Annotated in this window: 22 protein-coding genes; 16 read left to right on the top strand and 6 right to left on the bottom strand. The window is 70.2% G+C overall.

Annotated elements, in window-relative coordinates; all coding sequences use genetic code 11:
* On the top strand, positions 1-1,638 hold the full coding sequence (locus tag ABZ833_RS19570) for an ABC transporter substrate-binding protein (RefSeq protein ID WP_361048251.1): 1,638 nt from the start codon (positions 1-3) through the stop codon (positions 1,636-1,638).
* On the opposite strand, the gene ABZ833_RS19575 is transcribed toward ABZ833_RS19570, so the two are convergent.
* A complete protein-coding gene (locus ABZ833_RS19575; protein ID WP_361048254.1) occupies positions 1,635-2,207 on the bottom strand; it encodes a dihydrofolate reductase family protein in 573 nt (190 codons plus the stop codon). The two genes, ABZ833_RS19570 and ABZ833_RS19575, sit on opposite strands and share 4 nt — an antisense overlap.
* 450 nt (positions 2,208-2,657) lie before the next feature.
* Complete coding sequence (locus tag ABZ833_RS19580; protein WP_361048257.1) at positions 2,658-4,367, bottom strand: Imm49 family immunity protein; 1,710 nt, start codon at positions 4,365-4,367, stop codon at positions 2,658-2,660.
* 122 nt (positions 4,368-4,489) lie between these two features.
* On the opposite strand from ABZ833_RS19580, the gene ABZ833_RS19585 reads away from it, so the two are divergent.
* Together ABZ833_RS19585 and ABZ833_RS19590 are read left to right on the top strand one after the other, a co-directional pair.
* Entirely contained in the window at positions 4,490-4,900 is a 411-nt protein-coding gene (locus tag ABZ833_RS19585; RefSeq protein WP_361048260.1) for a nuclear transport factor 2 family protein, read from the top strand.
* Between the two features lie 50 nt (positions 4,901-4,950).
* On the top strand, positions 4,951-6,141 hold the full coding sequence (locus ABZ833_RS19590; protein ID WP_361048263.1) for a hypothetical protein: 1,191 nt from the start codon (positions 4,951-4,953) through the stop codon (positions 6,139-6,141).
* A gap of 28 nt (positions 6,142-6,169) precedes the next feature.
* On the opposite strand, the gene rox is transcribed toward ABZ833_RS19590, so the two are convergent.
* On the bottom strand, positions 6,170-7,630 hold the full coding sequence (gene rox / locus ABZ833_RS19595; RefSeq protein WP_361048266.1) for a rifampin monooxygenase: 1,461 nt from the start codon (positions 7,628-7,630) through the stop codon (positions 6,170-6,172).
* A gap of 742 nt (positions 7,631-8,372) precedes the next feature.
* Between rox and ABZ833_RS19600 the strand changes: the two genes are divergently transcribed.
* On the top strand, positions 8,373-9,539 hold the full coding sequence (locus ABZ833_RS19600; RefSeq protein WP_361048268.1) for an acyl-CoA dehydrogenase family protein: 1,167 nt from the start codon (positions 8,373-8,375) through the stop codon (positions 9,537-9,539).
* Positions 9,540-9,551: 12 nt separating this feature from the next.
* On the opposite strand, the gene ABZ833_RS19605 is transcribed toward ABZ833_RS19600, so the two are convergent.
* Both ABZ833_RS19605 and ABZ833_RS19610 read right to left on the bottom strand, forming a co-directional pair.
* Positions 9,552-9,797, bottom strand: coding sequence for a VOC family protein (locus tag ABZ833_RS19605; protein WP_361048270.1), 246 nt, complete (start codon positions 9,795-9,797; stop codon positions 9,552-9,554).
* Complete coding sequence (locus ABZ833_RS19610; protein ID WP_361048272.1) at positions 9,707-9,898, bottom strand: hypothetical protein; 192 nt, start codon at positions 9,896-9,898, stop codon at positions 9,707-9,709. The genes ABZ833_RS19605 and ABZ833_RS19610 overlap by 91 nt, the downstream gene beginning before the upstream one ends.
* Positions 9,899-10,043: 145 nt before the next feature.
* Here ABZ833_RS19610 and ABZ833_RS19615 point away from each other — a divergent pair, with 145 nt between their 5' ends.
* From ABZ833_RS19615 to ABZ833_RS19650, 8 genes are all read left to right on the top strand, one after another.
* Complete coding sequence (locus ABZ833_RS19615) at positions 10,044-10,595, top strand: TerB family tellurite resistance protein (protein ID WP_361048746.1); 552 nt, start codon at positions 10,044-10,046, stop codon at positions 10,593-10,595.
* 161 nt (positions 10,596-10,756) lie between these two features.
* Positions 10,757-11,887 carry an LLM class flavin-dependent oxidoreductase gene (locus ABZ833_RS19620; protein WP_361048274.1) on the top strand — a complete coding sequence of 377 codons (1,131 nt, stop codon included), beginning with the start codon at positions 10,757-10,759 and terminating at the stop codon, positions 11,885-11,887.
* Complete coding sequence (locus ABZ833_RS19625; RefSeq protein ID WP_361048276.1) at positions 11,884-12,894, top strand: alpha/beta hydrolase; 1,011 nt, start codon at positions 11,884-11,886, stop codon at positions 12,892-12,894. The genes ABZ833_RS19620 and ABZ833_RS19625 overlap by 4 nt, the downstream gene beginning before the upstream one ends.
* 81 nt (positions 12,895-12,975) lie before the next feature.
* Entirely contained in the window at positions 12,976-14,391 is a 1,416-nt protein-coding gene (locus ABZ833_RS19630) for a DUF6421 family protein (RefSeq protein WP_361048278.1), read from the top strand.
* Positions 14,388-15,158, top strand: coding sequence for an SDR family NAD(P)-dependent oxidoreductase (locus tag ABZ833_RS19635; RefSeq protein ID WP_249591493.1), 771 nt, complete (start codon positions 14,388-14,390; stop codon positions 15,156-15,158). Before ABZ833_RS19630 ends, ABZ833_RS19635 begins: the two co-directional genes overlap by 4 nt.
* A gap of 29 nt (positions 15,159-15,187) precedes the next feature.
* On the top strand, positions 15,188-16,258 hold the full coding sequence (locus tag ABZ833_RS19640) for a low specificity L-threonine aldolase (RefSeq protein WP_361048280.1): 1,071 nt from the start codon (positions 15,188-15,190) through the stop codon (positions 16,256-16,258).
* Between the two features lie 90 nt (positions 16,259-16,348).
* Entirely contained in the window at positions 16,349-16,945 is a 597-nt protein-coding gene (locus tag ABZ833_RS19645) for a transglutaminase family protein (protein ID WP_361048282.1), read from the top strand.
* A 27-nt stretch (positions 16,946-16,972) separates the two neighbouring features.
* Positions 16,973-17,680 (top strand): phenylalanine--tRNA ligase beta subunit-related protein, encoded by a 708-nt coding sequence (locus tag ABZ833_RS19650; protein ID WP_361048284.1) that lies wholly within the window; start codon positions 16,973-16,975, stop codon positions 17,678-17,680.
* Positions 17,681-17,693: 13 nt separating this feature from the next.
* Here ABZ833_RS19650 and ABZ833_RS19655 read toward each other — a convergent pair whose 3' ends face one another.
* Positions 17,694-18,422, bottom strand: coding sequence for a lysophospholipid acyltransferase family protein (locus ABZ833_RS19655; protein WP_361048286.1), 729 nt, complete (start codon positions 18,420-18,422; stop codon positions 17,694-17,696).
* A gap of 200 nt (positions 18,423-18,622) precedes the next feature.
* On the opposite strand from ABZ833_RS19655, the gene ABZ833_RS19660 reads away from it, so the two are divergent.
* From ABZ833_RS19660 to ABZ833_RS19675, 4 genes are all read left to right on the top strand, one after another.
* Positions 18,623-18,985 (top strand): thioredoxin family protein, encoded by a 363-nt coding sequence (locus tag ABZ833_RS19660; protein ID WP_361048288.1) that lies wholly within the window; start codon positions 18,623-18,625, stop codon positions 18,983-18,985.
* 328 nt (positions 18,986-19,313) lie between these two features.
* Positions 19,314-19,823: a flavin reductase family protein gene (locus ABZ833_RS19665; protein WP_361048290.1), complete on the top strand. Its 510-nt coding sequence runs from the start codon at positions 19,314-19,316 to the stop codon at positions 19,821-19,823.
* 230 nt (positions 19,824-20,053) lie between these two features.
* Positions 20,054-20,839, top strand: a complete 786-nt coding sequence (locus ABZ833_RS19670; RefSeq protein ID WP_361041041.1) for an electron transfer flavoprotein subunit beta/FixA family protein — start codon at positions 20,054-20,056, stop codon at positions 20,837-20,839.
* A gap of 61 nt (positions 20,840-20,900) precedes the next feature.
* Positions 20,901-21,863 carry an electron transfer flavoprotein subunit alpha/FixB family protein gene (locus tag ABZ833_RS19675; protein WP_361048292.1) on the top strand — a complete coding sequence of 321 codons (963 nt, stop codon included), beginning with the start codon at positions 20,901-20,903 and terminating at the stop codon, positions 21,861-21,863.
* The last annotated feature ends 26 nt before the right edge of the window (positions 21,864-21,889 follow it).

Below are 21,889 nucleotides of genomic sequence, written 5' to 3' on the forward strand. Positions count from 1 at the left end.
ATGTTGCAGACCGCCGCCGACTGGCTGCACGAGCACCTGTGGAACACGCTCCTGAAGAAGATCGTCACCTGTGCCGTGGCCGCCGTCCTCGCCCTCGGGGCGTACGGCCTCGTCTCGCGTCTCACCGAGGAGGCGGACAGCTGCGCCGACGGCGTCACCGAGTCCGGCGGCGAGTGCGTCGGCGTCAACGGCTCCGGCTACGACTTCGGGGAGCCGGAGATCGCCCCGGTCGCCGACCGTATCGCCGAGGAGAACCGCCGTATCGACGAGCAGCCGCACGTGACCGTGGCGATGATGCTCCCGATGCAGCCGGACTCGAAGGCCGAGCGGCGGCAGCTGCGCAGCGAGCTGCAGGGTGCCTTCCTGGCGCAGTACCGCGCCAACCGGGAGCCGGGGAAGCCGGTGGTGCGCCTCGTGCTCGCCAACCCCGGCAAGGACTACCTCCGGCAGGACGAGGTGGTGCCTGACCTGGTGCGCATGGCGCGCTCCGGCCGGGACAACCTGCGCGCGGTGACCGGCTTCAACCTCTCCCTGGACGCCACCAAGGACGCGGTGCGCAGCCTCACCGAGCAGCAGGTCCCGGTGCTCGTGGCGCGGGCTTCGGCGAGTTCCCTGGCCAACCGGGAGAGCAAGGACGGGACGTACGACTTCAAGGGCCTCGCCCGGATCATCCCGACCAACGAGGAACAGGCGCGGGCGCTGGCCGCCTTCAACGGCAGCCGCAAGGACCGCCAGACCGTCCTGGTCCGCGACACCCGGCCCGACCCCTACGTCCGCTCGCTCGCCCGCGCCTTCCAGGGGCTGCCGGAGGACGGACCGGCAGGCCCTGACGACATGACCTTCACGTCCCCGGGGGTGGCCGACCCGGGCGACGTCGACAACCAGTTCAGGCCGACGGTCAACACGATCTGCAACTCGGGCGCGGACACGGTCTACTTCGCGGGCCGCTCCACCCATCTGCGCCTCTTCCTCAAGCGCCTCGCCAAGGAGGCCTGTGCGGAGCGGAGGTTCACCGTGGTCTCCGGCTCGGACGCGGCCTCCCTGAACAACCGGATGACCGACGAGGACTGGGCCGAACTCCGGGACGGCTCGGGCAAGCCCCGCCTGACCGTGCAGTACGCCGCTCCGGCCCACCCCGATTCCTGGCGCACCAAGATACGGAGCTGGCAGGAGAGCGAGGAGAAACGGACCGGAAAGAAGCCGCCCGCGTCGAAGGCGCCCGGCTCGCTGCGCGATCCGCTGGACGAGCTGACCAGGCTGGAGGACACGGTCGCCGCGCTGAAGTCGGCGGGCCGCGACATCGGGGAGGTCGAACTGGGCGACTCCCGCACGATGATGGTGCACGACGGGGTACGCACCGCGATCGAGGCGATCCGCGGCGCGAAGCCCACCGGCGAGGCGGCACCCTCCGCCGAACAGGTGGGCAACCGCTGGGCCACGATGCAGTCGAAGAACCGCGTGAACGGCACCAGCGGCCGCATCTGCCTCACCAAGGCGGGCAACCCGTACGACAAGCCGCTCGCGGTGGTCGCGCTGAAACCGGGCACGAAGGCGGGACCGGGCACGCTGGACTTCGTGGACCTGGCCTGGCCGACCGGCAAGCCGCAGCCGGAGGACTGTGTAGTACGCGGCGGTTAGCGGACGACGTCGAAGACGTTCTTCTGCAGGCCGTTGGCGTACGCCTCGTGCTCGACGAGCCGCAGCTTCTGGGCGTCCTTGTCCGTGTCGCTGAAGAGCCGCTTGCCCGCGCCGAGCAGCAGCGGGAAGACGAGCAGGTGGTAGCGGTCGATCAGGCCCGCGTCGGAGAGGCTCCGGTTCAGGGCGGCGCTGCCGTGCATGATGATCGGTCCTCCCTCGGTCTTCTTCAGGGCGGCCACCTCGTCCAGGGAGCGCAGGATCGTGGTCTCGCCCCAGCCCGACACCAGGTCGCCCTCGGTGAGGCTGGTGGAGACGACGTACTTGGGCATCACCTTGTAGTCGGCGAACTCCGCCATGCCGGGCCAGACCGGGCTGAACGCCTCGTAGCTGACCCGGCCGAGCATCAGCGCCGTGGCTTCCTCCTGCTCCTTCCCCTTGATCTCGTACGCCTCGGGGAGGAACTCGATGTCCTTGAAGGTCCAGCCGGAGTTGCGGTAGCCGGGCTCGCCGCCCGGGGCCTCCACGACGCCGTCGAGCGAGACGAAAGCGGTGCTGATCAACGTACGCATCTCAAGATCTCCTGGTGAGTCGATTCCCGTCGCCGCTTCATCTTCGCGGTTACGGAGGTACTGACTGCGGTGCGCGCGGGAACTCATCGGTGGCGGCCAGGAGGTCGGAAAGGCGTTGTCCGCTCCTGCCCGCTCGTTCTACTCTGGCGCGGAGGCCCGCCCCCAGCCCCTGGAACGGCCCGACCACACCGTTCACGCTCCGGCGCCGAGCGGAAAGCACATCGGTGACGCAGGCCGCCGGTTCCGTCCTTCCTTGCAGCGGACGCACGGACACCGGCACGTCCCGCCGGTTGGTGCATCAGGGGCCACTCCCGCGGCTCCCGGCCATCAGCCGGTGCGGACACCTGCTCCGGGGACAGGGGGAGCCTGCCCTCAGGAGCGCCGCGGCCGCTGCCGAATCCGGCGGCGGCCGCAGGCTCCGGCCGCACGGTCCACTCCCGCGCGCTCTTCCTACAGCGGCTGCGCGGCGTGCAGAAGGCGTGCGGGGAGGTACGGGGACGAGACGTGGATGTTCCAGCCCCGGCGACGCGCGTGGCAGGTCAGGGCCAGGATGTTGAGGTTGATCGCGGCGTTGGGGTCCTCCGCGCGGTCCGCCACGCGGTAGTGGTCGCGGTGTGCTTCGAGGGCGTCGATGAGCGCGAGGTTGAAGCTCTCCTCGTCGCCCTCGACGAGCTGGGACAGAAGCACGGACGGCGGCGGGAAGAAACCCCACCGGACGCAGTTCTCCCGGTCCGCCACGGCACGCTCGGCGGCCTCCTCGGGGTCCGTGCCGCGCAGGTAGGCGTGCAGGGCCTGGTAGTACGACGCGTAGGCGGACCCGTCGGCGAGCAGCGCCGGATCGATCAGGACCAGAGGAGCGAGGTGTTCGCGCGCCCCCGTGATCAGCGCGAAACCGACGGCGGTCAGCCAGCGCCAGGGCCCGGTGTAGTGCGGGTCACGGCGGGCCTCGCCCTGCGCGGCGACGAAGGCCTCGGCCCCGAGGCGGGAGGCGAGGGCGAGGTTCGCGAGCTGCTCGTCGGTGACGTCGGACGTCAGCGTGGAGCGGAAGCGGAACAGCGACTCCTGGTCGCTCATCGCGTCCGACCAGTCCGCGGCGGAGACCGGCTCCTCGCGGTCCGGTGCGAGCACCTCATCGGTGTCCCGCTGGAACAGCGCCACGATTTCGTCGGTGAGCGGCCGGGGATGTTCCGGCCGGGCGAACTCGACTGGCCCGGAGGCGAGTTGTGCCACCGCGTCCGGGCGGCGGTCGCGGCCGAAGGCGCCCACCCGGGGGCCCGGTGTCTCGAACCCCGTGACCAGCGCGTGCGGCAGGTAGTCCGTCTCGACCGGCACCTGCCACCCCTCGCGGCGGTAGGCGAGCGCGGCCAGCGTCAGGGGGAGCAGCGGCAGGAGGGTGTCGGGCTGGGTACTGCGGGCGGAGACACTGCTGTGCCGGGTCAGCAGGGTGGTCAGCGCGGCGGCGAACTCCTCCTGGGCATGGGCGGCCAGGGCGCGCAGGCCGCGCAGCGCCGTGCTCTCGGGCTTGTCGATGAGTCCGGCGTCGAGTTCGCGGTCCAGGTCCTTGATCCGGGCGAGCGCGGCGTCGAGCGCGGCCAGTTTCTCCTCCTTCGAGGGCGGATAGCTCGCGTCGTCGTCCCCGGTGTCCCCCATGACGTAGGCCATCAGCCCGTTGATGAGCTCGACGGCCGGGCGTCCCGCCGCGTCCTGCTGGGGCGTCTCGCGGGCGAAGTGGAAGGCTTCCCCGTGCCATTCGGCCCGTCCGGCCAGGACGGCCAGGCAGAAGGCGTCGATCCATTCGTACGCGGAGACGGTCTCGCGCTCGCCGTCGGATCCGGCGTCGTAGCCCATCCCGAAGTTCACGTAGTCCAGAGAGACGTGGAAGGAAGCGACCGGGTAGTACGCCGCGTACGCGACCTTGCCGGCCGCTGCCTCGGACGCGTCGCGCAGAGCGGCCTTCGCCTCGGGGGTGTGCAGGTCCGGGGTCTCGACGGAGAGCGCGCCGAGGTAGCTGACGAACTCCTCCGCGAGCAGCCCCCAGTCGTACCCGGTGATGGGGCCCGCCTTCGACATCGAGCGGACCCGCCGGCCGATCTGGTGGGTGAAGTCCTCGCGCGCCGCCAGGACGGCGGCTTCGTCGATGTGATGGCGTTCTATGCGCACGGCCCTGCTCCCCCGTAGGTAACTCGTTGCCGCAGCCTAAAGCGTGTCGCACGAGGCCGTGAACTGGGAGGATGCTGTGGCTGCCCCGAACACGGACACCTTTGAGGACTTCGAGGACTTTCATGGCACTGACCATTGAGGACCGCACCGCCATCTCCGAGTTGATCTCGATGCACGGCCACCTCTGCGACGAGGGGGAGTTGGAACGCCTTGACGAGCTGTTCACCGATGACGTGGTCTACGACCTCACGGACTTCGGGCTCGAGCCGCTGGTGGGAGTGGAGGCCATCTGTGCGGCGGCACTCGCCCTGGGCGAGGCGAACCCCGTGGGTCATCACGTCACGAACATCGTGCTGACCGAGGGCGACGAAGGCCAAGTACGCGCCCGATCCAAGGGAATCGGCATCAACGCGGACGGCACGAGCGGCAGCGTCACCTACGAGGACACCCTTGTGTCCACCGGTCAGGGCTGGCGCATCAGCCACCGCAAGGTCGTCGCACGGCGGGTGCCGTTGAGCGGGCGCTCGAAGTGAACCGTCTTCCCGCTGCCACTCGCGAGGTGAGCAGCGGATACGGTGCTCTGGTGACTGATGGGGAGGGGACAGCGCCCGGCACCGCGCTGCTGATCGCGGCGGCGCCGCTCGGCAAGGCCCGCATGGTGGACGCGGCTTCCGTGCTGCCCGTGCTCGCGGCGGTGTCGCCCGCGGTGCTCGCGGGGACCGCGACCGCGAGTGTCGTGGAGCTGGCCGACCCGCTCGATCCGCAGACCGTGCTCACCCGGCTGCGGGCGGCGGCGATGGCGCCGGGGCCTTTGACGGTGTACCTGGTCGGGCAGTTGCATCTCGACCGCCGTCAGCAACTGCAGCATGTGGCCCTGGCACGGACCACTGCGGCGACGGTGCGCTACACCGGCTTCCCCTGGCACTGGATCGCCCAGGAACTGCGGCTGCGCCCGCCGGGCGGCACGACCGTCATCGCCGATCTGCACGCCGACACGGACAGCTGGCAGCAGTTGGCCCAGCGCCCTCTGGACGTGGGGACGGGCGTGGCCCTGTACGGGCGGATCGCTCCCTCGCCCGGTCGCCGTGCCGTCGCGGTGCCCTCGTACATGAAGGCGCTGGCGACGGTCCTGCGCAGCGGACACCGGCCGCCGCTGCCCGACCTGCATCAACACGTCGTCGCCCAGGCGCTGGAGGACGGCGCGACCGACATCGTGCTGGCCGCCGACCCCGCTGTCGCCCCGCACGCGAACGGCCTCGGGGACATGCGGAACCGGATGCCCGTGCCCGCCCAACAGCAGGGCCCCGCCCCCGGCGCACCGCCTTCGCAGGCCCCGGTGACCGCCGGCGCGGATCCGCATGCGGCGATCACCAAGGCGGTGGAGGCGGGACAGCACGGCGAGGCCGCGGCCATGGCGGCGGCATGGGAGCAGGACGCGCTGCGTACGTACGGGCCGTCCTCACCCGAGGTGGTGCACTGGATGGAGGTCCGCGGTCATCTGGCGATCTTCGCCAGGGACCCGGGCCGCAGCTGTCAGATCTGGCTCGCCGTGGTCTCCGCCAGACTCACGGCGGGACAAGCCCCCGACGGCCCCGATGTCGAGGCCGCCGCGGACCTGGCCCACCATCAGTGGGAGCAGGTCCGCGACCCGGACACCGTGCGCGAACTCGGCCCGGCACTCGTCGCGTTGCGGCGCCGCGTGCCCGGCCGCCAGCGGGGCACGGTGAACCTCGTTCAGCAGCGACTCGTGCAGTTCCACACGCAGGTCGGCTGAGGCCCGGTCACGCCCATGGCCCCCGCGCTCATGCCGCGGACGGCGGCGTGCCGGTGCCCGAGTCGTCGCGGCTCGGTGCGCCGAACCACTTCGGCAGCCGGTCGAGCAGGTCCTGCTGGTCCTCACCGACCCACGCCACGTGGCCGTCCGGCCGCAACAGGACGGCGGGCGCGTCCAGTTCCTCGCTGACGTCGACGACGTGATCGATCCGGTCCGCCCACCCGTCGACCGAAAGGCGGCCGGTCCGGTCGAGCAGCAGTCCGCGCCCTGCGTGCAACAGCTCGTACAGGCGACCCTGCTTCAGCTCCACGTCCCTCATCCGGCGGCCGAGCAGCTCGTGGCCCTCGCCGAAGTCGTAGCCGACGTCGACCGCGGTGATCATCCCGGTCACGTACCGGTTCACCTCCTCGAAGTCCATCAGCTTCGAGAACAGCTCCCGCAGCGCGGTCGGACCCGCGTCGGTCCCGAGGAGCGTGATCTGCGCGCGGGTGTTGTCCAGGACGCGGGCGCCCACCGGGTGCCGTTCGGTCTGGTAGGTGTCGAGAAGGTCCTCCGGAGCCCAGCCATTGACCGCGGCGGCCAGCTTCCAGCCGAGGTTGAACGCGTCCTGCACACCGAGGTTGAGCCCCTGCCCGCCGGTCGGCGGGTGGATGTGCGCCGCGTCGCCGGCGAGGAACACCCGGCCGGCCCGGTAGCGCTCGGCCTGTCGGGTGGCGTCGCCGAACCGGGAGAGCCAGCGCGGTGAGTGCGCGCCGAAGTCGGTGCCCGCGACCGCCCGCAGCTGCTGCCTGAACTCCTCGATGGTCGGGGCGGCACGGTCCTCGGACACGCCGTCGGCGGGCACCACGACGCGGTACGTCCCGTCCGCGCCCGGTCCGGCGCCGAACCGCAGCTGGGTCTTGCGGACCTCATCGACGACGGCGGCGATCGTCTCCGCGTCCTCGGTCAACTCCATGTCGCCGAGGAGTGTTTCGATCGTGGCGGGCTCGCCGGGGAAGTCGACCCCGAGCAGTTTGCGCACGGCGCTGCGGCCACCGTCGCACCCGACGAGGTAGCGCGTGCGCAAGGACGTGCCGTCCGCCAACTCGACGGTCACGCCGTTCTCGTCCTGGCTCAGCCCGCGGACCTCGCAGCCGCGCCTGATCTCGGCACCGAGTTCGAGCGCACGCTCGTTGAGCAGCTGCTCGGTGAGCGGCTGCGGGGTGGCGACACCGAACGGGTGCCCCGTGTCCAGACGGTCGGGCCAGGGCTTCATGATGCCGCCGAAGAGACCGCCGACCTGGAACTTCTCACTGACCGCGAGGAACCGGTCGAGCAGTCCGCGCTGGTCCATCACCTCGACGCTGCGCGCGTGCAGGCCCTGCCCGCGCGACTCCCCGGTCGGCTCGGTCAACTTCTCCAGGACGACGGTGTGCACCCCTTGCAGGCGCAGCTCGCTCGCCAGCATCAAGCCGGTCGGTCCGCCACCGACCACGATGACATCAATCATGAAGACCCCCCATGGTTTCTTGCCTTGAGGCGCTGATTCTGCGGCATGACCTGGGCCTTGCCGCAAGGCCCCCCGTGAGCTATACCTTGAGAGTGGCAAGGAGGATGTATTCGTCCTGCCCGTCTCAAGAGCCGTCGAGCACCCGCCGCGCGCGGTCGAGCACCGGCTTGTCGACCGTCTGCCCGTCGACCATGGTGACCGATTCACCGGCTCCGAGAACCGCACGGGCCCACCGCAATTCCCGCTCCGCACGTCCGCGTCCCGTACGGCCGTGGTGACGCCGTCGACCGGCGCGCAGATGCCCGCCGCGGCCCAGGCGAGCACCAGCCTGGAGCGTGCGTGGACCAGTGCCACCTGGTCGTCGTGGGCGACGCCGAGCTGTGCGGCCAGATCGACGTTGCCGAAGGCGGCCCGGCTGACACCGGCAGCGGCGCAGACCTCGTCGGCCCGAGCGGTTCGGCGAGCTGGAGAGCGGGGGCGTGCAGAAGCTGCTGGACGAGGCGGGCATCGCCCACGCCGGGGTCAACGGCATCGAGGAGTTCCTGGCCCACCCCGTGCTCGGCGGGCGGGACCGCTGGCGCGACGTACGGATCCCCGGGGGAGCCAGGTCGAGGGCCCGCGGGCCGGGCGAGTCATCTGACGTGCGGCGCCAAAGGGCCCGTCAGGGGCGACACCAGAACCCGGCTCACCAGCACACCACTGCCGTCACACACACCTGTCACTCAACGAGGAGCGTCCCAGCATGAGCACTCTCGACATCCTGTCCGAGGACGAGCAGTTCGTCGTCAGCACGGTGCGGGACTTCGTCGACAAGGAGGTGAAGCCGGTCGTCCAGGAACTGGAGCACTCCGACACCTACCCCGAAGCCCTGATCGAGCAGATGAAGCGGCTCGGCATCTTCGGCCTCGCCGTCCCCGAGGAATTCGGCGGCACACCCGTCTCCATGCCCTGCTACGTCCTCGTCACCGAGGAGCTCTCCCGCGGCTGGATGAGCCTGGCCGGTGCGATGGGCGGCCACACCGTGGTCGTCAAGCTGCTGCTCCACTTCGGCACGGAGGAGCAGAAGCGCCGCTACCTGCCGAAGCTGGCCACCGGTGAGATCCGGGCGACCATGGCGCTGACCGAGCCGGGCGGCGGCTCGGACCTCCAGGCGATGCGAACCTCCGCCCGCAGGGCCACGGACGGGTACGTGGTGAACGGGTCGAAGACCTGGATCACCAACTCCCGCCGGTCCGGGCTCATCGCCCTGATGTGCAAGACCGACCCGGCCGCGAGCCCCGCCCACAAAGGCATCTCGATCCTCCTGGTCGAGCACGGCCCGGGCCTGACGGTCTCGCGCGACCTGCCCAAGCTCGGCTACAAGGGCGTGGAGAGCTGCGAGCTGTCGTTCGACGACTACCGTGCGCCGTCCGACGCCGTCCTCGGCGGGGTCGAGGGCAAGGGCTTCGCGCAGATGATGAAGGGCCTGGAGACCGGACGGCTCCAGGTGGCCGCGCGAGCGCTGGGGGTCGGCAGGGCCGCGTTCGAGGACTCCCTCGCCTACGCCCAGGAGCGCGAGTCCTTCGGCGAGCCGATCTGGAAGCACCAGTCGATCGGCAACCACCTGGCCGACATGGCCACATCGCTGACCGCGGCCCGCCAGCTCACCCTGTACGCGGCCCAGGAGGCCGAGGCGGGCCGCCGTGTGGACATGGAGGCAGGCATGGCCAAGCTCTTCGCCTCCGAGACCGCCATGACGATCGCCCTCAACGCCATGCGGATCCACGGCGGTTACGGCTACTCCACCGAGTTCGACGTGGAGCGCTACTTCCGCGACGCCCCGCTGATGATCGTCGGCGAAGGCACGAACGAGATCCAGCGCAACGTCATCGCGAGCCAGTTGGTCAAGCGCGGAGGCCTCGACGCGTGAACGGCACCGCGGTCACCGGTGGCCCAGTACATTGACCACCTGTCCGTTGGGGTCGCGCACGAAGAACCGGCGCACTCCCCACTCCTCGTCCTGCAAGGGATGCACGATCTCCGCGCCACTCGCGCGCACCGCCGCGTAGACCGCGTCCACGTCGTCCACCTCCACGCTCAGTCGGGCACGACGGGCGCGGTCGCGTCGTGGGTCATGAAGGTGACCTGCGCCGTGGGGTTGGAGGGAGAGCCGAGCGTCATGACCCACCCGAGGTTCATGACCTCCTCGAACCCCAGGAGTCCGTAGAAGTCCCGGCTCTCCTCCATGGCCTCTGATCTGACGTCGGGCATGGCCCGGCGGATGGACATGGGTGACTCCTCTCGGCAGGTGCTGTGCCGGCACCCTACGTGTGTGCGGGGAGCCCCCGGAGGAACTTCGAAGGTCGGGGAGGCGTTGGCAGGAGGACGCGTGGAACGCGCGCGTACGAGCGAACTGGTAGCAGAGGTGGCACGGATGGCGATGTGGGACCGGATCAAGGACCAGGCCAAGGGGATGCAGCAGCAGTCCCAGGGGGCGCGCGGCTCCGGTGGTCACGGACGGTCGGGGTCAGGGTCCGGAGGGGGGTCGAAGGCCCAGCTCGTGGGCGTGCTCAAGTCCCAGCTCGCCACCCTCAAGACGGAGCTCAAGAGCGGTGCCTACCGCGACGCCAGCATGGCCATGTGCGCCCTGGTCGCGGCCGCCGACGGATCGGTCGACCCGGCCGAGCGGCAGCACGTGGAGTCGCTGATCCTGCAGAACGACGTCCTGAAGAACTTCCCGCCCGAGCAGCTGCAGCAGCGGTTCAACAAGCACGTCGACCAGCTGACGTTCAACTTCCAGCAGGGCAAGACCGAGGTCATGCAGGAGATCGCCAAGGCGGCGAAGAAGCCGATGGAGGCCAAGGCGGTCGTGCAGACCGGGTTCGTCGTCGCCGGCGCGGACGGGTACATCGCCCCGGCCGAGGAGCAGGTCCTGCGGGAGGCCTGCGCGGCACTCGGCGTCTCGCCGCAGGAGTTCGGCCTCTGATCACGGAGTGCACTGTGTGCAGCTGGGGCCCGCACCGGAAGGTGCGGGCCCCAGCTGTTTCCGCGCGGCCCTTGCGACTTCAGCATATGACGACTAGTCATATGGCTGATCGAAGCAAGTGCGGCGGTCAGGCCGCAGCGGGTCAACTCCCTGGAGGGCACGTGAAGTTCTCCGTCATATTCGAAGCACAGCTCGCCGACCCCACCGTCGAGCGCGAGCATCAACTCATCCATGACAGCGTCGAACAGGCCGTCCTCGCAGAGGAGATGGGCTTCGACCGCATCTGGGCGGTCGAGCACCACTCCCTCAAGTGGTACGCCCACATGAGCGCCCCGGAGATCTTCCTGGCCTGGGTCGCCGCGCGCACAAGCACCATCCGCATCGGGCACGGCGTGGTCTGCATGCCGTTCAACTTCAACCACCCGGCGCGGGTCGCCGAGCGCGCCGCCATGCTCGATCTGCTGTCCGGCGGTCGGCTCGACCTCGGTGCGGGGCGCGGCGGAACGCAGCAGGAGACCTCGCTCTGCGGCGTCGACAAGGAACGTACGACCCAGGAGGTCGAGGAAGCGCTGCAGATCATCGGGAAGGCCTGGGAGAGCGAGGAGCTGGAGCATCATGGGGCGCTGCTCGACATCGATCCGCACCCCATCCTGCCCCGGCCGAAGCAGACCCCGCACCCGCCGCTCTTTCTCGCGTGCAGCAGGACCGAGACCCTGACGCAGGCCGCCGAACTCGGCATCGGCGCCCTGGTGATGGGCTTCGCGGGGCCTGACTCGATCGCCGGGATGCGGGCCGCCTACGACGCCGCGATCGCGGGCCGCGGCGACGAGCGCTTCGTGTCCGGCGTCGTCAACGACCACTTCTCCGTGCTCTGCCCGACCATCGTGCTCGACGACGGGGACGCGGCCCGGCGCGTGGGCATCCGCGGACAGCGGTTCTTCGCGCAGTCCATCGGACACTGGTACGGCGGGGCGGGCATTCCCGATGAGGCCGTGGTCGAGGGCGCCGACGAGGCGGCCGCGATGCGCGAGGCCGCCGAGCAGGTCGTCGCGCGGCTGCACGAGCACGACATCCCGGTGCGGCCCACGTCCACGGCCACCTTCAACGCCGATCACGCCTATGGGACCGCCGACGACGCCATCGCGTACGTGGAGCGGCTCCGCGACGCGGGCGCCGACGAGATCATGTGCCTCATCCAGATGGGCACCGTCCCGCAGGAGGCCTGCATGGAGACCCTGCGGCAGTGGGGCGAGAAGGTCATCCCGTACTTCCGGGCCCAGGAGGCGGGGTGACGACGGCCCCGGCCGCGGGCGGTGATCGTCTCGCCCCGGGCGCGCGCCCCCTCGTCGACGCGCTGAGCGCCGCGTTCCCCGACCTCGGCGGCGCCGTCACCGACGCCGCCGAGGCCCGGCGCATCCTGGCCGCGACGCCTCCTTCGGGCAAGGCCGCACCGCCCGTGGGCACGGTCGAGGACCGGAGCGTTCCCGGTCCCGCCGGGGCTCCCGGCCTGCCCGTGCGCGTCTACCGCCCCGAGGGACCGCCCCGGCCACGCCCCACCGTCGTCTTCTTCCACGGCGGCGGCTACACCCTCTGCGGCCTCGACACCCACGACCCCACGGCCCGCACCCTCTGCGCCGAGTCCGGCGCCGTCGTCGTCTCCGTCGCCTACCGCCTCGCTCCCGAGCACCGCTTCCCCGCGGCCACCGAGGACGCGTACGCGGCCCTGTGCTGGGCCGCGGCCAAGACGCGGGCGGGTGCGCTCGGCGGGGATCCGGGCGCCGTGGTGACGGCGGGGGACAGCAGCGGGGGCGGCCTCGCCACCGTCGCGGCCCTGATGGCGCGGGATCGCGGCGGGCCCGCCGTGGCGCTCCAGGTGCTGATCTATCCGGTGCTCGACGCGGGGCAGGGCAGCGGCTCGTATACGTCGAACGCGACCGGCTACTTCCTCACGGCCGCGCACATGCGGTGGTTCTGGCAGCAGTACCTCGGACCGGACGGCGACGGCACGCACCCCTACGCCTCGCCCCTGGGCGCGGACCTCGCCGCGCTGCCGCCCGCGCACATCGTCACCGCGGGGTGCGACCCGCTGTGCGACGAGGGCGGGGCGTACGCGGTCAGGCTGCGCCTGGCGGGGGTTCCGGTGACGCAGGGGCACTACCCCGGGATGTTCCACGGCTTCCTGGGCTTCACGCGGCTCCTGGAGGATGCGCGGGCAGCGGTGGCAGATGTGGCAGAAGCGGTTGCCTCAGCGGTGTACGACAGGAAAAACAGCGGTGATGTTGGGGGTGTCACAGGATAATTTCCCGAGCCTCCTCTTGTGGTGGAGAGCCTCGCATGCATACGGTGTTCTGACGCGAGGTTCTCCCGTGGAGGTTGACAAGTGACGGAAATTCTTGTGCAGAGGGTTACGGAGGGGTCGGTTCCTCCCGTGAGCGGGGGTGCCCCCGTGGAAAGGGTCGTGGAGCACCCGGCTTGGCCGATGCTCAAGGACGCCGTGGAAGAGATCCGCCCGTGGCAGTCCGCGGACGGGTCGATCGACTTCGACGCGGAGGGTGCCCCGGCCAAGTCCGTGGCCGAACTCGCCGTCGACCGCGTGATATCCGCGATCGACCAGCTCGCCCCGCTCCTGCCGCACGACGCCGCGTACCACCAGGCGCTCGGCGCCGACCTGCGCCGCTGGGCGGACGGCGGCTTCCAGGTGCCCGACTTCCTCGACTCGCTGCTCGCCTTCCAGCCCGCGGCACACCGCGAGGACGGCCTGCAGCACCTCGTGGTCTTCCCGATGTACACGCAGAACGGCAATCCGGACCGCAACCTCGAAGCGGTCGTGCTGCGCATGGTCTGGCCGGACTGGCTGGCCGAGCTCGAGCGCACGCGCTACGACAACGCGCTGTTCTGCGGCATCACCTTCGAGGACTTCACCGCCGGGTACGACACGAACTCGGCCGTGCTCTTCCCGGAGACCATCGCCGTGCGCGAGGCCCCCGAGCGCTTCAGCTGGGGCGGCATCTTCTGCGACCGCGAGGCGGCCCGCTTCCGCCGCGTCACCGAGGCCTCCGTCGACATCCTCGGGCTCGAACTGCCCGACGACATCCGCGAGATGATCGGCGACCAGGACCGCTGCCAGCAGGCGTTCGTCCTGTGGGACATGGTCCACGACCGCACCCACAGCCACGGCGACCTGCCGTTCGACCCCTTCATGATCAAGCAGCGGCAGCCGTTCTGGATGTACGGCCTGGAGGAGCTGCGCTGCGACCTCACCGCCTTCAAGGAGGCCGTGAAGCTGGAGGCCGAGGGCGTCCCGCAGGCGCGTGACGTGCAGTACGCCGTCCTCTTCGACCGGATGTTCCGCTTCCCGGTCACCGGTGACCGCGTCAAGAACTACGACGGTCTCGGCGGCCAGCTCCTCTTCGCGTACCTCCACAAGCACGACGTCGTCCGCTGGACCGACAACAAGCTCAAGATCGACTGGGAGCGCGCGCCGCAGGTCACCAACCAGCTGTGCTCCGAGATCGAGGAGCTCTACCGCGCGGGCATCGACCGCCCCAAGCTGGTCCACTGGTTCGCCGCGTACGACCTGGTCTCCCAGTACCTCGCCCCGCACCCGGGATCGCGCTGGGCCAAGGGTCCGGACGCCCTCGACACACAGCTTCCGCCCCGGAAACTCGTCGACGAGGTGCTTCCTGACGAGTTTCCGCTCAGCATGTTCTATGAGGCGCTCTCCAAGAAGCTCAAGCACGTGATCGCCTCCACCAAGGGGATCACCGCGGCAGGCGCCGAGCAGGTCGCCGCATGAGCGACCGCACCAAGGAGGCGAGGACGATGTCCGCACTCGATGGAGCCGTGGTCGCGGTCGCGGGGGCAGGCGGTCCGGCAGGCCGGGCCACGCTGCTCAGGCTCGCCGAGGCCGGAGCCACGGTCGTGGCGTCCGACGCCGACGCGGCACGCCTCGCGGAGGCCGTGGACGCCGCTCGGTACGCGCACGGCGGGGCCACCGTCATAGGCGACACGGTCGACCTCCTGGACCTGGGCGCGACCCGGGAGTGGGCGACCCGCACGGAGAAGGAGTTCGGGCGGATCGACGGCCTGGTCCACCTCGTCGGCGGCTGGCGCGGCAGTGCCACCTTCGCCGAGACCGACCTCGCCGACTGGGACCTGCTCGAAAAGCTCCTGATCCGCACCGTGCAGCACACCTCGCTCGCCTTCCAGGACGGCCTGCAGCGCAGCGACCGCGGCCGCTATCTCCTGATCAGCGCGGCCGGCGCCTCCAAGCCCACGGCGGGCAACGCGGCGTACTCCGCCTCGAAGGCCGCCGCCGAGGCCTGGACGCTCGCCCTCGGCGACGCCTTCCGCAAGGCGGGGGCCGAGCAGGGCCTGACATCGGCGGCTGCCATCCTGGTGGTCAAGGCGCTGGTGCACGACGCGATGCGCGCGGAGCGGCCCAACGCGAAGTTCGCGGGCTTCACGGACGTCAAGGAGCTGGCCGAGGCCATCGCCGGAGTCTGGGAGCGGCCCGCCGGAGAAGTGAACGGAAACCGCCTGTGGCTGACCGAGAAGCCGTGACCGCTCGCGACACCCGTGACAGAGAAGCCGTGAACCCTCCGAAGACCGACGCGCGCCGTCACCACGACCCGGACGTACGGGGGTTCGCCAGCGACAACTACGCGGGCGCCCACCCGGAGGTGCTCGCCGCCATCGCCCTGGCCAACGGCGGTCACCAGATCGCGTACGGCGAGGACGACTACACCGCCAACCTCCAGCAGGTCATCCGCGGTCACTTCGGCCCCACGGCCGAGGCGTTCCCGGTCTTCAACGGCACAGGGGCCAACGTCGTCGCGCTCCAGGCGATCACCGACCGCTGGGGCGCGGTGATCTGCGCCGAGTCCGCGCACATCAACGTGGACGAGGGTGGCGCCCCCGAGCGCATGGGCGGCCTGAAGCTGCTCACGGTGCCCACGCCCGACGGCAAGCTCACGCCCGAGCTGATCGACAAGCAGGCCTTCGGCTGGGACGACGAGCACCGGGCGATGCCGCAGGTCGTGTCCATCGCGCAGAACACCGAACTGGGCACGCTCTACACGCCCGACGAGATCCGCGCCATCTGCGAGCACGCGCACGGGCTCGGCATGAAGGTGCACCTCGACGGCTCGCGCATATCGAACGCCGCCGCGTCCCTCGACGTCCCCATGCGGACGTTCACGAACGCGGTCGGCGTGGACATCCTTTCCCTGGGCGGCACGAAGAACGGCGCGCTCTTCGGGGAGGCCGTGGTCGTCCTCAACCAGGACGCCGTCAGCCACATGAAGCATCTGCGCAAGCTGTCCATGCAGCTCGCCTCCAAGATGCGCTTCGTCTCGGTGCAGTTGGAGGCGCTGCTAGCCAAGGACCTCTGGCTGCGCAACGCCCGGCACGCGAACGAGATGGCGCAGCGCCTGGCCGAAGGCGTGCGCGCCGTCCACGGCGTGGAGATCCTCTACCCGGTGCAGGCCAACGCGGTCTTCGCGCGACTGCCGCACGACGTGAGCGAGCGGCTGCAGAAGCAGTACCGCTTCTACTTCTGGGACGAGGCGGCGGGCGACGTCCGCTGGATGTGCGCGTTCGACACGCGCGAGGAGGACGTGGACGGGTTCGTGGCGGCGCTCAAGGAAGAGATGGCGCGCTGATCGGGGCCACCACCCCTCCATGTGCATAGATATACGGCCGACCGCAATTGCATTGACGTGCGGTCGGTCGTATTCCTATGCTCCCGTGCCATGCAGCTGATCCAGGAAAACCCTGACCTGTCGGTGTACTTGGCCGCCGACGACGTGGTCGACCACCGGCATCCACTGGTCCGCGAGGTGGCGGCCGGCCTTGCAAAGTCATCCGTTGATACGTACGCATACGCCCGCGCCGCCTTCGAGTTCGTGCGCGACGCCGTCCCGCACTCGCAGGACTCCGGCCGCATGGAGGTCACCTGGCGTGCCTCCGACGTCTTTCGGGAGCGCACCGGTATCTGTACTGCCAAGTCCCACGCCCTGGCCGCCCTGCTGCGGGCCGAGGACATCCCGACGGCGTTCTGCTACCAGCGGCTGCGTGACGACAACACCAGTGGTTACTCCCTGCACGGCCTCGTCGCCGTACGCCTCGACGGCGCCTGGCACCGGCAGGACCCGCGCGGGAACATCCCGGCCGGGGTCGACGCGCAGTTCTGTCTCGGCGAGGAACGGCTGGCCTGGCCCGTGGATCCGGAGTCCAATGAAATGGACTACCCAGTCTTGTATGCTAAACCGAGCCCGGTGGCGCTCCGTGTCCTCAAGGAAGCCCGGGACCGGACGCACCTCTGGCAGATCTACCCCTCAGCACTGTGACGCACGAACTGTGAGGCACGACGGACCATGACCATCGACCTGACCGTCTCCGACGAGGTCCGCGCCCTCGCGCCCGGCTTCACCCACGTCGCCATCGAGGCCTACGGACTCGTCAACCAGCCCAGCACCGACGCGACCTCGGTCCTCCTCGACGAGGCCGCGCGCCGCCTCGCCGAGCGGCTCGACGGCCGCGCCCCGCACGAGGACCCGCACATGGTGGCCTGGCGCGCGGCGTACACCGCCTTCGGCGCGAAGCCGTCCCGTACGCGCAATTCCGCCGAGGCGCTGGCCAAGCGCGCCCTCGCCGACGGCGGCCTGCCGCGGATCAACACCCTCGTCGACGTCTACAACGCGATCAGCGTCGCCCACCTGATCCCGGTCGGCGGCGAGGACCTGGACCACATCAAGGGCGGCATGCGCCTGGTGCGGGCCACCGGTACCGAGGACTTCGTCACCATGGCCGCGGGCGAGCAGGCCGTCGAGCACCCGGACGCGGGCGAGGTCGTCTGGTGCGACGACGAGGGCGTCACCTGCCGGCGCTGGAACTGGCGCCAGGGGCCGCGCACCCGCCTCACGGAGGAGTCGGTCAACGCCATCTTCCTGCTGGAGGGGATGGGGCCGGACTCCGGCGTCGAGGCCGCGGGCGCCGAACTCGCCGAACTGCTCGAGAAGTTCAGCCCCGGCGCGCGGCTCACCGTCCACGCGCCGGAGCGGGCGTCGAAGCGCCCGGAGTAATCGAGTAATCGATTCAGCTCGCCTCGGCGGCCTTCACCTCGGCCGGAGTCGGCGCGGTGCCGCCGAGGTGCGCCGGCATCCACCACGTGTCGTTCGGGCCCTTGGGGCGTACGGGATAGGCGCGCTGCGCCGCTTCGAGGAGCTCCTGGCAGCGCTCGCGAAGGCGCCGCGTGATCGCGCCCGCGAACTGGTCCGTGGGGGCCTCGACCGGCTCGCCGACCCGGATCGTGATCGGGATGTGGCTGCGCTTGAAGTTGCGCGGCTGTCCCTTGGTCCACAGCCGCTGCGTGCCCCACAGGGCCATCGGGATCAGCGGGACGCCCGCCTCCTGCGCCAGGCGCGCGGCGCCCGACTTGAAGGACTTCAGCGTGAACGAGGGCGAGATCGTGGCCTCCGGGAAGACGCCGATGATCTCCCCGGAGCGCAGCGAGTCGAGCGCGTGCTGGTAGGCCGCCTCGCCCTGCGTGCGGTCGACGGGGATGTGCTTCATTCCGCGCATCAGCGGGCCGGAGATCTTGTGCCGGAACACCGACTCCTTGGCCATGAAGCGCACGAGCCGCTTCTGCGGCAGGGCCGCGAGGCCGTCGAAGATGAAGTCGAGATAGCTGATGTGGTTGCTGACGAGGACCGCACCGCCGGTGCGAGGGATGTTCTCCGACCCCTTGCAGTCGATCTTCAGGTCCCATGCCTTGAACAGCGTTTTCGCGGCACCGATGACCGGACGGTAGACAAGCTCTGCCATGGGTGGGGAGGGCCCTTCGTCTCTGCCTTGGGAGGGGGCTCCCGGCGGGAAGTTACGCAGCCGTAGGTTTTTCGGCGTTGCGCAGATCGTGCCCCAAGAACGGACGGCTGGCCACCCATCGTGCCCGGGGAGCGCGAGATTCTCGTCACGTCGGGAATGTCTGAGGGCGCGCGGACGCTGAAGACGGGGACAGTTGGATCATGACACAGGGGCGGGAGGCTGACGTGCGGATACGCGATGCGGGAGACCGGCTCGACGCGCCGGCACCGGGCGCGTGGGCGGGCCACGAACTGGGGGTGCGCGCCACGCTCGTGCAGTTCTCCAGCGCCTTCTGCCAGCCCTGTCGTGCCACACGCCGCGTCCTCGCCGAGGTGGCCGGAATGGTTCCCGGCGTCTCCCATGTGGAGATCGACGCCGAGGCCGAGCTGGATCTCGTACGGGAGCTGCGCATCCTCAAGACGCCGACGGTGCTGGTGCTCGACGCGGACGGACAGGTCGTGCTGCGCGCGACCGGGCAGCCGCGCAAGGTCGATGTGATCGCCGCCCTCGGCAAGGCCGTGTGAGACCGCGGTGCGTGGGGGAGGAGCGCCATGAGGCAGGGACGGAACGGCGCGGGACAGAGAGGGGGCGGCGTGCCACAGGGGCGGCAGACCGCGATGAGGAGAGGGCGCGAGACCGCGACGGCGCAGGTCCAGGGCGCGGCGAGCCGTCTTTCACATCGCGGAACGGACTTGACTGCGCCCGGCATCTGTCGCCAGCCTTCTCCCATGCCTCCGGAGCTCCTTCTCTACGAGCGCGTCCACGTGGACCTCGCCCGTCATGCAAGTGCGCGCTGTCCGGGCTGCTGAGCAGCCACGGAATCGCTCGTACCTCCTGCAGAAGGACAATTCCATGACGGCCACGCCCGATCTCCGCACTCCCCAGCTCGCATCCCCCGACCTCCTGCGCTCCGTCTTCCGGCAGCACGCGGCGGGGGTCGCCGTGATCACGGCCCAGGGTCCCTCCGGGCCCGTCGGCTTCACCGCCACCTCGCTCGTCTCGGTCTCCGCCGAGCCCCCGATGCTCTCGTTCGGCATCGGTACGGGTGCCTCCAGCTGGCCCGCGGTCTCGGAGGCCGAACACGTCGGCGTCCACATACTCGGCGAGCACCAGCTCGACCTCGCCACGACCTTCGCGCGCAGCGGCGCCGACCGCTTCGGCGCGGGCACGCGCTGGTACGAGGGGCCTGAGGGCGTGCCCGTGCTGGACGGCACGCTGGCCTGGCTTGTCTGCAGGGTCGCGGCGCGGGTGCCCGCGGGTGACCACCGGATCGTCCTGGCCGAGGCGGTGGTGGGGGACCCCGCGGGCGCGGGCCGGCCCTTGCTCTACCACCAAGGGCGCTTCAACGCGCTGCGCGACTGAGAGTTCCCGGATGGCCCCCTCCGCGCCCGATTACAGAGCGTTGGGAAGGTCACAGTTCAAAGCGCTTGCTTAGTGGGAAAGTACTGGGTGTACTGGCGAGTAATATTCTGGTCGGTGCGCGGGCCGCCCCGACCGGGATCCGCCCCTTCAGGCGCCTATGCTGCCTGCAAGAAGGCAGTGGCCAGAGCAAGGCAGCAGCCCAGTAAAGACGATGCAGTAGGAGAGCCGGCGTGAGCTTGAGGATCGTTGTCACCGTGAAGTACGTGCCTGACGCCACCGGCGACCGGCACTTCGCCGATGACCTGACCGTCGACCGGGATGACGTCGATGGCCTGCTGTCGGAGCTGGACGAGTATGCGGTCGAGCAGGCGTTGCAGATCGCGGACGAGGCGGACGACGCGGAGATCACCGTGTTGACGGTGGGTCCGGAGGATGCCAAGGACGCGTTGCGCAAGGCGCTGTCGATGGGTGCGGACAAGGCGATCCATGTGGAGGACGACGATCTGCACGGCACCGACATCATCGGTACGTCGCTGGTGCTGGCGAAGGCGATCGAGAAGGCCGGTTACGACCTGGTGATCTCCGGTATGGCGTCCACCGACGGCACCGCGGGTGTGGTTCCGGCGCTGCTTGCGGAGCGTCTGGGTGTGCCGCAGGTGACGCTGCTGTCCGAGGTCTCGGTCGAGGACGGTGTGGTCAAGGGGCGCCGTGACGGCGACGCCGCCTCCGAGCAGCTGGAGGCCTCGCTGCCCGCCGTGGTGTCGGTCACCGACCAGTCGGGCGAGGCGCGCTACCCCTCCTTCAAGGGGATCATGGCCGCCAAGAAGAAGCCGGTCGAGGCCTGGGACCTGTCCGACCTGGACCTGGAGGCCGGGGACGTGGGCCTGGAGGGTGCCTGGACGAAGGTCGATTCCGCCACCGAGCGCCCCGCGCGCACCGCGGGCACGATCGTCAAGGACGAGGGCGAGGGCGGCAAGCAGCTCGCTGAGTTCCTCGCGGGCCAGAAGTTCATCTGAGCTACGGCTGCCCCCTCATCATCCGCCGCACTTCCTTGTAACCGCAGGAGATTGAAGTCCCATGGCTGAAGTTCTCGTCTATGTCGACCACGTGGACGGTGCCGTCCGCAAGCCCACCCTGGAGCTGTTGACGCTGGCCCGCCGTATCGGTGAGCCGGTGGCCGTGGCGCTGGGCAACGGCGCCGCTGACACGGCGGCCGCGCTGGCCGAGCACGGCGCGGTCAAGGTCCTCACCAGTGACGCCGCCGAGTTCGCCGACTACCTGGTGGTGCCGAAGGTGGACGCGCTGCAGGCCGCCTACGACGCCGTGTCCCCGGCCGCGGTGCTGGTGCCCTCCTCCGCGGAGGGCAAGGAGATCGCGGCGCGTCTGGCGCTGCGGGTCAAGGGCGGCATCATCACCGACGCCGTCGACCTGGAGGCCGACGGTGAGGGTGTGGTGGCCACGCAGTCCGCGTTCGCCGCGTCGTACTCCACCAAGTCGCGGATCACGACCGGCACCCCGGTCATCACGGTCAAGCCCAACAGTGCCGCGGTGGAGGCCGCCCCGGCCGCGGGCGCCGTCCAGGCCCTGGCGGTGTCCTTCTCGGAGCAGGCCACCGGCACGAAGGTGACCGGGCGTACGCCGCGTGAGTCGACCGGCCGCCCGGAGCTGACCGAGGCCGCCATCGTGGTCTCCGGCGGCCGTGGCGTGAACGGCGCGGAGAACTTCCACCTCATCGAGTCGCTGGCCGACTCGCTGGGTGCCGCTGTGGGTGCCTCGCGTGCCGCGGTGGACGCGGGCTGGTACCCGCACTCCAACCAGGTCGGCCAGACCGGCAAGAGTGTCTCGCCGCAGCTGTACATCGCCTCGGGCATCTCGGGTGCGATCCAGCACCGGGCGGGCATGCAGACCTCCAAGACGATCGTGGCGATCAACAAGGACGCCGAGGCCCCGATCTTCGACCTCGTCGACTACGGCGTCGTCGGCGACCTCTTCGACGTCGTCCCGGCCCTGACCGAAGAGGTCAACACCCGCAAGGGCTGACCCGCTTAGAGCAGAACGAGGCCCTC

Source organism: Streptomyces sp. NPDC047525, assembly GCF_040643025.1.
GTDB classification, from domain to species: Bacteria; Actinomycetota; Actinomycetes; order Streptomycetales; family Streptomycetaceae; genus Streptomyces; species Streptomyces durmitorensis.

Bases quoted from the DNA above. Each gene is read 5' to 3' on its own strand.
- ABZ833_RS19570 (WP_361048251.1), top strand. From the start codon at position 1: ATGTTGCAGACCGCCGCCGACTGGCTGCACGAGCACCTGTGGAACACG.
- ABZ833_RS19575 (WP_361048254.1), bottom strand. From the start codon at position 2,207: ATGCGTACGTTGATCAGCACCGCTTTCGTCTCGCTCGACGGCGTCGTG.
- ABZ833_RS19585 (WP_361048260.1), top strand. From the start codon at position 4,490: ATGGCACTGACCATTGAGGACCGCACCGCCATCTCCGAGTTGATCTCG.
- rox (WP_361048266.1), bottom strand. From the start codon at position 7,630: ATGATTGATGTCATCGTGGTCGGTGGCGGACCGACCGGCTTGATGCTG.
- ABZ833_RS19600 (WP_361048268.1), top strand. From the start codon at position 8,373: ATGAGCACTCTCGACATCCTGTCCGAGGACGAGCAGTTCGTCGTCAGC.
- ABZ833_RS19610 (WP_361048272.1), bottom strand. From the start codon at position 9,898: ATGTCCATCCGCCGGGCCATGCCCGACGTCAGATCAGAGGCCATGGAG.
- ABZ833_RS19615 (WP_361048746.1), top strand. From the start codon at position 10,044: ATGGCGATGTGGGACCGGATCAAGGACCAGGCCAAGGGGATGCAGCAG.
- ABZ833_RS19635 (WP_249591493.1), top strand. From the start codon at position 14,388: ATGAGCGACCGCACCAAGGAGGCGAGGACGATGTCCGCACTCGATGGA.
- ABZ833_RS19645 (WP_361048282.1), top strand. From the start codon at position 16,349: ATGCAGCTGATCCAGGAAAACCCTGACCTGTCGGTGTACTTGGCCGCC.
- ABZ833_RS19650 (WP_361048284.1), top strand. From the start codon at position 16,973: ATGACCATCGACCTGACCGTCTCCGACGAGGTCCGCGCCCTCGCGCCC.
- ABZ833_RS19655 (WP_361048286.1), bottom strand. From the start codon at position 18,422: ATGGCAGAGCTTGTCTACCGTCCGGTCATCGGTGCCGCGAAAACGCTG.
- ABZ833_RS19660 (WP_361048288.1), top strand. From the start codon at position 18,623: ATGACACAGGGGCGGGAGGCTGACGTGCGGATACGCGATGCGGGAGAC.
- ABZ833_RS19665 (WP_361048290.1), top strand. From the start codon at position 19,314: ATGACGGCCACGCCCGATCTCCGCACTCCCCAGCTCGCATCCCCCGAC.
- ABZ833_RS19675 (WP_361048292.1), top strand. From the start codon at position 20,901: ATGGCTGAAGTTCTCGTCTATGTCGACCACGTGGACGGTGCCGTCCGC.